The 11,705-nt window shown below is 62.4% G+C and carries 10 protein-coding genes; 8 read left to right on the forward strand and 2 right to left on the reverse strand.

Features of this window, described 5'->3' with window-relative positions; genetic code table 11:
• Positions 1–113: 113 nt before the first annotated feature.
• From RTH74_RS01635 to nadE, 3 genes are read left to right on the forward strand one after another with little or no spacing between them, the layout of a single operon-like run.
• The gene (locus RTH74_RS01635) at positions 114–758 is read left to right on the forward strand and encodes a nicotinamidase (protein ID WP_179545426.1); all 645 of its coding nucleotides are present in this window, start codon (positions 114–116) and stop codon (positions 756–758) included.
• Positions 755–1,954 carry a nicotinate phosphoribosyltransferase gene (gene pncB / locus RTH74_RS01640; RefSeq protein WP_128579694.1) on the forward strand — a complete coding sequence of 400 codons (1,200 nt, stop codon included), beginning with the start codon at positions 755–757 and terminating at the stop codon, positions 1,952–1,954. The genes RTH74_RS01635 and pncB overlap by 4 nt, the downstream gene beginning before the upstream one ends.
• Positions 1,955–1,964: 10 nt before the next feature.
• Positions 1,965–2,792 carry an ammonia-dependent NAD(+) synthetase gene (gene nadE, locus RTH74_RS01645; RefSeq protein ID WP_316913546.1) on the forward strand — a complete coding sequence of 276 codons (828 nt, stop codon included), beginning with the start codon at positions 1,965–1,967 and terminating at the stop codon, positions 2,790–2,792.
• A 402-nt stretch (positions 2,793–3,194) separates the two neighbouring features.
• On the opposite strand, the gene dcd is transcribed toward nadE, so the two are convergent.
• The gene (gene dcd, locus RTH74_RS01650) at positions 3,195–3,761 is read right to left on the reverse strand and encodes a dCTP deaminase (RefSeq protein WP_316913547.1); all 567 of its coding nucleotides are present in this window, start codon (positions 3,759–3,761) and stop codon (positions 3,195–3,197) included.
• Between the two features lie 300 nt (positions 3,762–4,061).
• Between dcd and RTH74_RS01655 the strand changes: the two genes are divergently transcribed.
• On the forward strand, positions 4,062–4,271 hold the full coding sequence (locus RTH74_RS01655) for a cold-shock protein (RefSeq protein WP_004423761.1): 210 nt from the start codon (positions 4,062–4,064) through the stop codon (positions 4,269–4,271).
• A gap of 304 nt (positions 4,272–4,575) precedes the next feature.
• On the opposite strand, the gene apbC is transcribed toward RTH74_RS01655, so the two are convergent.
• Entirely contained in the window at positions 4,576–5,664 is a 1,089-nt protein-coding gene (gene apbC, locus RTH74_RS01660; RefSeq protein ID WP_316913548.1) for an iron-sulfur cluster carrier protein ApbC, read from the reverse strand.
• 162 nt (positions 5,665–5,826) lie between these two features.
• Between apbC and metG the strand changes: the two genes are divergently transcribed.
• From metG to rsxC, 4 genes are all read left to right on the forward strand, one after another.
• Positions 5,827–7,863 (forward strand): methionine--tRNA ligase, encoded by a 2,037-nt coding sequence (gene metG, locus RTH74_RS01665; protein WP_316913549.1) that lies wholly within the window; start codon positions 5,827–5,829, stop codon positions 7,861–7,863.
• Positions 7,864–7,981: 118 nt separating this feature from the next.
• Positions 7,982–8,566 (forward strand): electron transport complex subunit RsxA, encoded by a 585-nt coding sequence (gene rsxA, locus RTH74_RS01670; protein ID WP_013714594.1) that lies wholly within the window; start codon positions 7,982–7,984, stop codon positions 8,564–8,566.
• On the forward strand, positions 8,563–9,138 hold the full coding sequence (rsxB, locus tag RTH74_RS01675) for an electron transport complex subunit RsxB (protein ID WP_013714593.1): 576 nt from the start codon (positions 8,563–8,565) through the stop codon (positions 9,136–9,138). Before rsxA ends, rsxB begins: the two co-directional genes overlap by 4 nt.
• Positions 9,135–11,579, forward strand: a complete 2,445-nt coding sequence (gene rsxC, locus RTH74_RS01680; protein WP_316913550.1) for an electron transport complex subunit RsxC — start codon at positions 9,135–9,137, stop codon at positions 11,577–11,579. Before rsxB ends, rsxC begins: the two co-directional genes overlap by 4 nt.
• The last annotated feature ends 126 nt before the right edge of the window (positions 11,580–11,705 follow it).

Raw genomic sequence — 11,705 nt, forward strand, 5'->3', positions numbered from 1 at the left:
TTCATCTTGACCAATAACTCATATTTTTTCACGCAGGATTTGGCGAAAACACTTGACTACATATTTCATCAGATGAAATATGTAGTCACTCACCCAAGAGAAGGAGGCGCACCATGAAGATCGCCAGCTTCGACGTCGACGCCCAGAAAGGCTTCACCCCGCTGTGCCCCAACGAGCTACCAGTGCCCGAGGGCGACACCATCGTTCCGGCGCTGAACCAACTGGCCGCACGCGCCCAGCTGCGCATCGGCAGCAAGGATGCCCATAGCCCGCAAGCGGCCTGGGTCGTCGATAAACACGATGAGATGTTGCGCCCCCTGCCGCTGGCCAACGCAGACCTGACCTGGGTCAGCCACTGCGTGCCTGGTACGCCCGGCTTCGAACTGCTCGATGACCTGCCCGCGCCGCTGGATTACGACTACTTCGTGTGGAAAGGCGTCGAACCGGACCTGCACCCCTACGGTGCCTGCTATCACGACCTGGCCGAGAAGCGCAGCACGGGCGTGATCGAGTTTCTCCGGCAAAATGACGTCGACCTCGTTCTGGTCGGCGGCCTGGCCCTGGACTACTGCGTCATGACCACCGCCCTGCAGCTACGCCGCGCCGGCTTCGAGGTGATCGTGCATCTACCGGCCTGCCGAGCCATTGCCAGCGAAACGGCCGAAACCGCCTGCATCGCCATGCGCGAACAGGGCATCACACTTGCCACCAGCCTGGAACAGCTGGATGACACCCTCGCCAAGGAGAACCTGCGATGAGCGAGAGCATCTTCGCCGAGCGCACCGTGCAGAATCTGCTGGACACAGACTTCTACAAGCTGACCATGATGCAGGCGGTGCTGCACAACTACCCCAACGCCGAAGTGGAATGGGAGTTCCGCTGCCGCAGCAGCGAGGATCTGACGCCCTACCTGGCCGAGATCCGCTACCAGATCGAACGTCTCAGCGAGCTGAGCCTAAGCGTCGACCAGCTTGCCTTTCTCGACAGCATTCCCTTCATCAAGCCCGACTTCATCCGCTTTCTGAGTTTGTTCCGCTTCAACCTGCGCTACGTGCACACCAGCATCGAAGACGGCCAGTTGAACATCCGCCTGCGCGGTCCCTGGCTGCACGTCATCCTCTTCGAAGTACCGCTGCTGGCCATCGTCAGCGAAGTGCGCAACCGCTATCGCTACCGCGAAGTGCTGCTGGAACAGGCCGCCGAGCGCCTGTACGAGAAGCTCGACTGGCTCAAGGCCGAAGCCTCGCCGAGCGAACTGGCCGGTTTCCAGCTGGCTGATTTCGGTACTCGCCGGCGCTTCTCCTACCGCGTGCAGGAGCAGGCGGTGCATATCCTCAAGCGCGATTTTCCCGGGCGTTTCGTCGGCACCAGCAACGTGCACCTGGCCCGCGAGTTCGACCTCAAGCCCATTGGCACCATGGCCCACGAATGGTTGATGGCGCACCAGCAACTCGGCCCGCGCCTGATCGACAGCCAGATCGCCGCACTCGACTGCTGGGTGCGCGAGTATCGTGGCCTGCTCGGCATCGCCCTGACCGACTGCATCACCATGGATGCCTTCCTCGCCGATTTCGACCTGTATTTCGCCAAGCTCTTCGACGGCCTGCGCCATGACTCCGGCGACCCACTGGTATGGGCGGAAAAAGCCATCGCCCACTACGAGAAACTCGGCATCGACCCCAGAAGCAAGACCCTGGTGTTCTCCGACGGACTCGACCTACCCAAGTCGCTGCAGCTCTACCGTGCACTTTCCGGGCGAATCCACGTAAGCTTCGGCATCGGCACCAACCTGACCTGCGACATCCCTGGCGTCACTCCGATGAACATCGTGATCAAGATGACCGCCTGCAATGGTCAGCCGGTGGCGAAGATTTCCGATACGCCTGGCAAGACCCAATGCCGCGACGAGAATTTCGTCAGTTACCTGAAACACGTCTTTCGCGTGACCCAGTGAGGACCCAGACATGAGCAACCGCCAAGCCGAAATCGCCGCCGCTCTCGATGTAGTGCCGCCGTTCGCCGATGAGGCAGCGCTGAGCGCAGAGATCGAGCGCCGCAAGAGCTTCATCAAACACACCCTGAAGAACGCCGGCCTCAAGGTACTGGTGCTGGGCATCAGCGGTGGCGTCGACTCACTGACTGCCGGGCGCCTGGCCCAGCTGTCGGTCGAGGAGCTGCGCACCGAAACGGGCGATACAGGTTATCGCTTCATCGCCGTGCGCCTGCCGCACAACGCCCAGCACGACGAGCATGACGCCCAGGATTCGCTGAAATTCATCCGTGCCGATGAAGAAGACACGGTCAACATCGCCAGCAGCGTGAGCGGCCTCGGCGAGCAGGTCAGCCACCTGCAGAAACTGACCGATGCCCGTCGCGATTTCGTCATCGGCAATATCAAGGCACGCATCCGCATGGTCGCCCAGTTCGCCATCGCCAATGCCAACAACGGCCTGGTGATCGGCACCGACCACGCCGCTGAAGCAGTGATGGGCTTCTTCACCAAATTCGGCGACGGCGCCTGCGACCTCGCCCCGCTATCGGGCCTGGTGAAGAACCAGGTACGCGCGATTGCCAAGCACCTGGGCGCACCGCAGCACCTGGTGCAGAAGACGCCCACCGCCGATTTGGAAGAGCTGCGCCCGGGCAAGCCGGATGAAGAAGCCCATGGCGTCACCTACGCCGAAATCGATGCCTTCCTGCATGGCGAGAAAGTCAGCGACGAAGCCTACGCCACCATCGTGCGCACTTACGACAACACGCGGCACAAGCGCGAGCTACCGCTGGTGCCCTGATATTCGCAGGCATAAAAAGAAGCCGGGCAATCGCCCGGCTTTTTTGTCTGCACTGCAAATTAACGCCACTACCCGGCAATGCGCTCTAATGGCGCGGCGAGCGCGCGAAGACCTGACGAGGCCGGCACTCGGCCACTGGTGCTGGCGGCGGTTGATCGGGCAGTGTCGGCTCACCAGGCTCCTGCGGCGGCAAAGGCCTTCCTGGCTGGTCAGGAATATCGGGTTCGGGTTGGCCGGGAATGCCTCCCGCATTGAGATAGAACAAAGACATGGGCCGCTCTCCTGAACGTGGACCGTTACAGGTGGAGCGCCACATGGGCGGGAAATTCAGGCTATCCGACAAAACGCTAGTGCGCACAAAAAAGCCGGGCTAAGCCCGGCTTTGTGACAACGCTTCGGCGATCAGGCCTTGGGCAAGGTCACACCGGTCTGCCCCTGGTACTTGCCGCCGCGATCACGGTACGACACCTCACAGGCCTCGTCGGACTGCAGGAACAGCATCTGTGCCACACCTTCGTTGGCGTAGATCTTCGCCGGCAGGTTGGTGGTATTGGAGAACTCCAGGGTCACGTGGCCCTCCCACTCCGGCTCCAGCGGCGTGACGTTGACGATGATGCCGCAACGCGCATAGGTGCTTTTGCCCAGGCAGATGGTCAGCACGTCGCGCGGAATACGGAAGTACTCGACGGTACGGGCCAGGGCAAAGGAGTTAGGCGGAATGATGCAAACGTCGCTCTTGATGTCAACGAAGCTCTTCTCATCGAAATTCTTCGGATCGACGATGGCCGAATGGATGTTAGTGAACACCTTGAATTCATCAGCGCAGCGTACGTCGTAGCCGTAGCTGGAAACGCCGTAAGAGATAACGCGGCGGTCATCAGCACCGCGTACCTGGCGCTCGACGTAGGGCTCGATCATGCCGTGTTCCTGGGCCATGCGGCGAATCCACTTGTCCGATTTGATGCTCATGGCGAGGTGTCCTGAGTGGGCTATTGCAAGAAAAGTGAGCGCATCTTACCGATGCAGGCGCCACGCTTCAAAGAGCGCAGCCTCCAGCGCCGGAGATTATTTGCAAAAAAGCTGCATCGACTATTCGCACTTGGCGATAAAAACACGTATGGTGTCCCCACTGTGCTGCATGTGTCACCGCGAATCGCTACTTGATGCCTAGATCTCGATCCAAACATCGTCCGACTCCTAGTACTCGTTGCACTCAGTCCCGGCCTGGGCTTTTCCAGGGCTGCTATTACTTTTGTTAGGAGACATCACATGTCCAATCGTCAGACTGGCACCGTTAAGTGGTTCAACGATGAGAAAGGCTACGGCTTCATCACCCCGCAATCCGGTGACGACCTCTTCGTACACTTCAAAGCCATTCAGAGCGATGGTTTCAAGAGCCTGAAAGAAGGCCAGCAAGTGACTTTCGTGGCCACCCGTGGTCAGAAAGGCATGCAAGCTGAGGAAGTTCAGGTTGTCTAACCTGAGCTGACCTGCTTGAAAAGAGCCCCGCCTAGTGCGGGGCTTTTTTATGGGTGTTGCACGCCTTGTAGGAGCGGATTTATCCGCGATTCGCGGCTGAAGCGGAATGCCGCCCAGCCGGTCCTACAGAAGCGGGATCAGTACAATGGGAAATCACCAAGCCAGGACCGAGTCGCCTGCCTACCCTCTCCCGCCCTTCGGGCACCCTCGGCTTGGGCATCCTGCGTCGCTCTACCTCCTGCATCCATGCAGTCGTCTCCCATAAATGGGAGAGGGGCATCAGAAAGCCGCTGCACGGCTGCTCCTAGTCCTCACTGATCTCGATGCTGGGCATGGCCGGCTTACCAGCCAGGGCGATACGTGCGCCAACCTTACGCGCCAGGTCCTGGTAGATCATGGCGATCTGGCTTTCCGGATCGGCCACCGTGGTCGGTTTGCCGTCATCGGCCTGCATGCGGATGGCCATCGATAGCGGCAGCGAGGCCAGCAGCTCGACGCCATATTGCGCAGCCAGCTTCTCACCGCCGCCCTCGCCAAACAGGTGTTCGGCATGGCCGCAGTTGGAGCAGATGTGCACGGCCATGTTTTCCACCACGCCCAACACCGGGATGTGCACCTTGCGGAACATTTCCACGCCCTTCTTGGCATCGAGCAGCGCCAGGTCCTGCGGCGTGGTGACGATCACGCTGCCAGCCACTGGCACCTTCTGCGCCAGGGTCAACTGGATATCGCCGGTGCCCGGCGGCATGTCCACCACCAGGTAATCGAGATCGTTCCAGGCGGTCTGCGTGATCAACTGCAGCAAAGCGCCACTGACCATCGGCCCGCGCCAGACCATCGGCGTGTTGTCGTCGGTGAGAAAGGCCATGGACATCACCTGCACGCCATGGGCCTCGAGCGGCACGAACCATTTCTGATCCTTGACATGCGGGCGCGTGCCTTCGGCGATGCCGAACATGATGCCCTGGCTGGGGCCGTAGATATCGGCATCGAGAATGCCGACCCGCGCGCCTTCACGCGCCAGCGCCAACGCCAGGTTGGCAGCGGTGGTGGACTTGCCCACCCCGCCCTTGCCCGACGCCACAGCGATCACGTTCTTCACACCGGCCAGGGCCGGCACCTGCGCCTGGCCTTGGTGCGAGTCGATTACGCAGTCGACCTGCACCCGCGCGCTCTCGACTGCATCGAGATTTTCCAGCGCCATCTGCAGCATCTGCGCCCAACCGTTCTTGAACAAACCAGCTGCATAGCCCAGCTCCAGACGTACGGAAACACGCGCGCCCTGGATGTCGATCTCACGCAGGCAACCGGCGCTGACCGGGTCCTGATCGAGATGGGGGTCGGTGAACTGACGCAGACAGGCTTCGACCGCTTCGCGGGTGACGGCACTCATGCATGAACTCCAGAAGGCAGCGGAAAAACAGGCCGGCATCATAGCAGCAGCACCGCACCATGCGCGGCACATCGAGCATGCTTGCCTGCAGCAGGTGGCTTGCAGCCTGCCGCTGCTTTATAGTTGCCGACTTCCCTCGTTTTACCAGTGCAGCCGATCACCATGACCGAAGCCCGCAAGATTCTCGTTACCAGCGCCCTCCCCTACGCCAACGGTTCGATCCACCTCGGCCACATGCTCGAGTACGTGCAGACCGACATGTGGGTGCGCTACCAGAAGCTGCGTGGCAACCAGGCCATCTATGTGTGCGCGGACGACGCACACGGCTCGGCCATCATGCTGCGCGCCGAAAAGGAAGGCATCACGCCCGAGCAGTTGATCGATGGTGTACGTGCCGAGCACATGGCCGACTTCGCCGATTTCGGCGTGGACTTCGACAATTACCACTCGACCCACTCCGACGAGAACCGCGAGCTGTCGGCGGCCATCTACCTGGCGCTGCGCGACAAGGGGCACATCGCCACTCGCGCCGTGACCCAGTATTTCGACCCTGAGAAAGGCATGTTCCTCGCCGACCGCTTCATCAAGGGCACCTGCCCGAAATGCGGCACCGAGGACCAGTACGGCGACAACTGCGAGAAATGCGGCGCGACCTACTCGCCAACCGAGCTGAAGAACCCGCGCTCGGCCATCTCCGGCGCGGTGCCAGTGCTCAAGGAGTCGCAGCACTTCTTCTTCAAGCTGCCGGACTTCGAAGCCATGCTCAAGCAGTGGACGCGCTCCGGCGCGCTGCAGGAAGCGGTGGCCAACAAGATCGCCGAGTGGCTCGACGGCGGTCTGCAGGAGTGGGACATATCCCGCGACGCCCCCTACTTCGGCTTCGAGATTCCGGACGAGCCGGGCAAGTACTTCTACGTCTGGCTGGACGCGCCGATCGGCTACATGGCCAGCTTCAAGAACCTCTGCAGCAAACGCCCGGAGCTGGATTTCGACGCGTTCTGGGGCAAGGATTCGAGCGCCGAGCTGTATCACTTCATCGGCAAGGACATCGTCAACTTCCACGCCCTGTTCTGGCCGGCCATGCTCGAAGGCGCCGGCTACCGTAAGCCCTCCGCGGTCAACGTGCACGGCTACCTGACGGTCAACGGCCAGAAAATGTCCAAGTCGCGCGGCACCTTCATCAAGGCGCGCACCTACCTGGACCACCTGAACCCGGAATACCTGCGCTACTACTACGCCTCCAAGCTGAGCCGTGGCGTGGACGACCTCGACCTGAACCTCGAGGACTTCGTGCAGAAGGTCAACTCGGACCTGGTCGGCAAGGTGGTCAACATCGCCAGCCGTTGCGCCGGTTTCATCCACAAGGGCAATGCCGGCCTGCTGGTCGCCGCCAACCCGGAACCCGAACTGTGGGATGCCTTCCAGGCCGCCGCGCCGAGCATCGCCGATGCCTACGAGGCGCGTGATTTTTCCCGTGCCATGCGCGAAATCATGGCGCTGGCCGACCGCGCCAACGCCTGGATCGCCGACAAGGCGCCCTGGGCACTGAACAAGGTCGAAGGCAAGCAAGCCGAGGTGCAGCAGATCTGCGCGCTGGGTATCAACCTGTTCCGCCAACTGGTGATCATGCTCAAGCCGGTGCTGCCGAAGCTGGCCGCCGAGGCAGAAGCCTTCCTCAATGTGAAGCCTCAGTCCTGGGCCGACCTGGCGCTGCCGCTGGCCAACCACCAGTTGAATCCGTTCAACCCGCTGCTGACCCGCATCGAGCAACCGAAAATCGAAGCCATGATCGAAGCCTCCAAGGAAGACCTCGCCGCCGAAGCGCCCAAACCACAAGGCAATGGCGAACTGAGCAAGGACCCGCTGGCTGCCGAGATCAATTTCGACGCCTTCGCTGCCGTCGACTTGCGCATCGCCCTGATCGAAAAATGCGAATTCGTCGAAGGTGCCGACAAGCTGCTGCGTCTGTCGCTGGATATCGGCGACGAAAAGCGCAATGTGTTCTCCGGCATCAAGTCCGCCTACCCGGACCCGAGCAAGCTGGAAGGCCGCCTGACCCTGTACGTCGCCAACCTGGCGCCACGCAAGATGAAGTTCGGCGTCAGCGAAGGCATGGTCCTGGCGGCCGGCCCCGGCGGTGAGGAAATCTACCTGCTCAGCCCGGACAGCGGCGCCAAGCCAGGCCAGCGCGTCAAGTAAGCACACGCTAGGCTTATGCTGTCGAACAAGCCGGCCACTGCCGGCTTGTTTGCATCTACGCGCTTCCCGATAATAGGCACCCTTTTCCTATGGCCTTTGCGCACTCGACGGCAACCCGATGACCGAACTCGTCCTGATCATGGTCAGCGCCATCCTGGTCAACAATTTCGTGCTGGTGCAGTTCCTCGGCCTGTGCCCGTTCATGGGCGTGTCGAAGAAGATCGAAACCGCGATCGGCTTGTCTCTGGCCACCACATTCGTGCTCACACTGGCGGCCATGTGCAGCTACCTGGTGCAGCAGTACGTGCTCAAACCGCTGGATCTGGAGTTTCTGCGCACCATCAGCTTCATCCTGGTGATCGCCGTGGTGGTGCAGTTCACCGAAATGGTGGTGAACAAGACCAGCCCGCTGCTCTATCGCGTGCTGGGCATTTTCCTGCCGCTGATCACCACCAACTGCATCGTTCTTGGCGTCGCCCTGCTCAACGCCAACAAGGCCGAATTCACCTTCATCACCGCCACCGTCAACGGCTTCGCCGCCGGCCTGGGTTTTTCTCTGGTGCTGGTGTTGTTCGCCGCCATGCGTGAGCGCATCGCCATCGCCGACGTGCCGAAATCCTTCCAGGGCGCAGCCATCGGCATGATCACCGCAGGCTTGATGTCGCTGGCGTTCATGGGCTTCTCCGGGCTGATCAAGCTATGAGCCTGGTTCTGGTCGCCGTCCTCGCCCTGCTCGCGCTGTGCCTGATCGCCGGCGCCATCCTCGGTTTTGCCGCGGTGCGCTTCAAGGTCGAGGGTGACCCAATCGCCGAGCAGATCAACGCCCTGCTGCCGCAGACCCAGTGCGGCCAATGCGGCTATCCCGGTTGCAAACCCTACGCCGAGGCCATCGCCGGCGGCGACAAGATCAACAAGTGCCCGCCCGGTGGCGAAGCCACCATCGCCGCCCTGGCCGATCTGCTCGACGTCGAGGCGGAACCACTGGACGCGGTGGAAGGCGAAAAGCCGCAGATGGTCGCGTTTATCCGCGAAGCCGAGTGCATTGGCTGCACCAAATGCATCCAGGCCTGCCCGGTGGACGCCATCGTTGGCGCAGCGCGGCAGATGCATACGGTGATCGTCAGCGAGTGCACCGGCTGCGACCTGTGCGTCGAACCCTGCCCGGTGGACTGCATCGACATGATCGAAGTCGGCAGCAGCGTGCAGAGCTGGAAATGGGATAAGCCGCTGGCACCTGGCCAGTTGATCGCCAGTGACCGGGAGCAGGCGGCATGACGGTGCAGGAAAAGTTCTGGGATATCCCCGGCGGCATCCATCCAGCCGAGCGCAAGGAGCTGTCCAACCGCACACCGATCCAGCAGACCCCGCTGCCCAAGCGCCTGCTGTTGCCGCTCGGTCAGCATATCGGCGCTGCCGCCGAACCCTGCGTGGCGGTCGGCCAGCGCGTGCTCAAGGGCGAGAAGATCGCCAATGCCAACGGCTTCGTCAGTGTGCCGTTGCATGCGCCGACTTCCGGCACCATCGCCTTTATCGGTGAGCAGCCTTATCCGCACGCCTCCGGCATGCTGGCACCAGCCATCGTCATCGACAGCGACGGCCTGGACGAGTGGATCGAACTGGCACCGCATCCCGACTACCGCAGCCTGGAGCCAGCCGAACTGCTGACGCTGATCCGCGAGGCCGGCATCAACGGCCTGGGCGGCGCCGGCTTCCCCACGGCGGTCAAGCTCACTGCACGACCGACGCAGAAGATCCACACGCTGATCATCAACGGCACCGAATGCGAACCCTATATCACCGCCGATGACGTGCTGATGCGCGAGCGCGCCGCCGAGCTGGTGGCTGGTATCGAGGTGCTGGCCCACCTGATTCAGCCGCAGCAGGTGCTGATCGGCATCGAAGACAACAAGCCCGAGGCCATCGCGGCCGTACGTGCTGCCTGCATCGGCCGCGACTATCAGGTGCGAGTGTTCCCAACCAAGTACCCGTCCGGCGGCGAGAAACAGCTGATCCAGATTCTCACCGGCGTTGAGGTACCCAGCGGCGGCCTGCCGGCCGATATCGGCATCCTCTGCCAGAACGTCGGCACCTGCGTGGCCATCCACGACGCCGTACTGCTGGGCAAACCGTTGATCTCGCGTATCACCACCCTCACCGGCGAAGCGCTGGTGCGCCCCGGCAATGTCGAGGCGCTGATCGGCACGCCGGTGGGCGAGCTGCTGGCGTTCGCCGGGTTCGACCCGAGCAAGATCAATCGCCTGATCATGGGCGGGCCGATGATGGGCTTTACCCTGCCATCGCTGGACGTGCCCCTGATCAAGACCAGCAACTGCCTGCTGGCCAGCACCGCCGCCGAACTGCCGCCACCACCGCCGGCCATGCCCTGCATCCGCTGCGGCGAATGCGCCGAGGCTTGCCCGGCCAGCCTGCTGCCGCAACAACTGCACTTCTTCGCTCTGGGCCAGGAGCACGAACAGCTCAAGGCACACAATTTGTTCGACTGCATCGAGTGCGGCGCCTGCGCCTACGTCTGCCCCTCGAGCATCCCGCTGGTGCAGTACTACCGTGTGGCCAAGGCGGAAATCCGCGAGCTGGAGCAGAAGCAGCTCAAGGCCGAGCACTCCAAGCAGCGTTTCGAGCAACGCCAGGAACGCCTGCGCCGCGCCGAGGAGCAGAAGGAAGCCGAACGTAAGGCCCGCGCTGAGAAAGCCGCGCGCGCCAAGGCTGCGCAGGCCGAAGCCCCGCCCGCAGCGGCAGCGGTGCCGGCCGATGAAGCGCTGAAGAAACTCAAGATCGAAGCCAGCATGGCCCAGGTCGCACTGAAGAAAGCCGAGAAACAGCTGGCCGCCCACGACACACCCGAACTGCAGGCACAGGTCACCGAGCTGCGCGCCGCCGCCGAAGCGGCACAAAAGGCGCTGGCCGATGCCCAGGCGACAGCACCGGCACCGGAGCCCAAACCGGCCGGCGACGAAGCGCTGAAAAAGGCCAAGATCGAAGCCGCCATGCTCAAGGCGCAACTGCGCAAGCTGGAAAAAATCGAGAACCCGGACGACGAGCAGCAGGCCGAAGTCGCCCGCGTGCGCCAGCAACTGGAAGCCGCCGAGAAGGCCCTAGCCGAGCTGGACAGCCAGAAGCCCACAGCCGCAGCCAAACCCGCTGGCGACGAAGCGCTGAAAAAAGCCAAGATCGAAGCCGCCATGCTCAAGGCGCAACTGCGCAAACTGGCAAAAGTCGAGAGCCCGGACGACGAGCAACAAGCTGAGATCGCCCGTGTAAGCCAACAGCTCGAGGCCGCCGAGAAAGCCCTGGCCGAGTTGCAGAGCCAGGCGCCGGCACCAGCCGCCAAACCCGCCGGCGACGATGTGCTGAAAAGAGCCAAGATCGAACTGGCGATGAAGCGCGCCGAACTGAAGAAGGCAGAAAAGGCCGGCAGCGACGACACCGCACTGCAACCGCTGCGCGATGCCCTGGCCGCCGCTGAACAAGCGCTGCACGCCGCCGAAGCGGCCTCAGGCAAACCGGCACCGGATCTGGTGCGCACCGAACGCCCCGGCTTGGACGAGAAACTCAGGGCGCTGAAGACCGAAGTGGCCTTCGCCCGCGCCGACCTGCGCAAGCTTGAACGTGACGACAACACCACCAGCGAGGCGCTGGAGCAGGCGCGCACGCGCCTGAGCGAAGCCGAACGCAAGTTGGCCGAATACCAACCCTGATAGCCGCCCCGGATTGCATCCGGGCTACCAAAAGATACCCCGTCGCGCCGGAGCACCTGGGCGGCACAGACAACCGTAGCCCGGATGCAATCCGGGAACCGCGCCCAACAAGGCGCCGCGACAGTA

Source organism: Pseudomonas sp. zfem001 (assembly GCF_032621725.1).
GTDB classification, from domain to species: domain Bacteria; phylum Pseudomonadota; class Gammaproteobacteria; order Pseudomonadales; family Pseudomonadaceae; genus Aquipseudomonas; species Aquipseudomonas sediminis.

What these genes read in the sequence shown, in the direction of transcription:
- dcd (WP_316913547.1), bottom strand. Translation starts at nt 3,761, where the DNA reads ATGAGCATCAAATCGGACAAGTGGATTCGCCGCATGGCCCAGGAACAC.
- RTH74_RS01655 (WP_004423761.1), top strand. Translation starts at nt 4,062, where the DNA reads ATGTCCAATCGTCAGACTGGCACCGTTAAGTGGTTCAACGATGAGAAA.
- apbC (WP_316913548.1), bottom strand. Translation starts at nt 5,664, where the DNA reads ATGAGTGCCGTCACCCGCGAAGCGGTCGAAGCCTGTCTGCGTCAGTTC.
- rsxC (WP_316913550.1), top strand. Translation starts at nt 9,135, where the DNA reads ATGACGGTGCAGGAAAAGTTCTGGGATATCCCCGGCGGCATCCATCCA.
- rsxA (WP_013714594.1), top strand. Translation starts at nt 7,982, where the DNA reads ATGACCGAACTCGTCCTGATCATGGTCAGCGCCATCCTGGTCAACAAT.
- nadE (WP_316913546.1), top strand. Translation starts at nt 1,965, where the DNA reads ATGAGCAACCGCCAAGCCGAAATCGCCGCCGCTCTCGATGTAGTGCCG.
- metG (WP_316913549.1), top strand. Translation starts at nt 5,827, where the DNA reads ATGACCGAAGCCCGCAAGATTCTCGTTACCAGCGCCCTCCCCTACGCC.
- rsxB (WP_013714593.1), top strand. Translation starts at nt 8,563, where the DNA reads ATGAGCCTGGTTCTGGTCGCCGTCCTCGCCCTGCTCGCGCTGTGCCTG.
- pncB (WP_128579694.1), top strand. Translation starts at nt 755, where the DNA reads ATGAGCGAGAGCATCTTCGCCGAGCGCACCGTGCAGAATCTGCTGGAC.
- RTH74_RS01635 (WP_179545426.1), top strand. Translation starts at nt 114, where the DNA reads ATGAAGATCGCCAGCTTCGACGTCGACGCCCAGAAAGGCTTCACCCCG.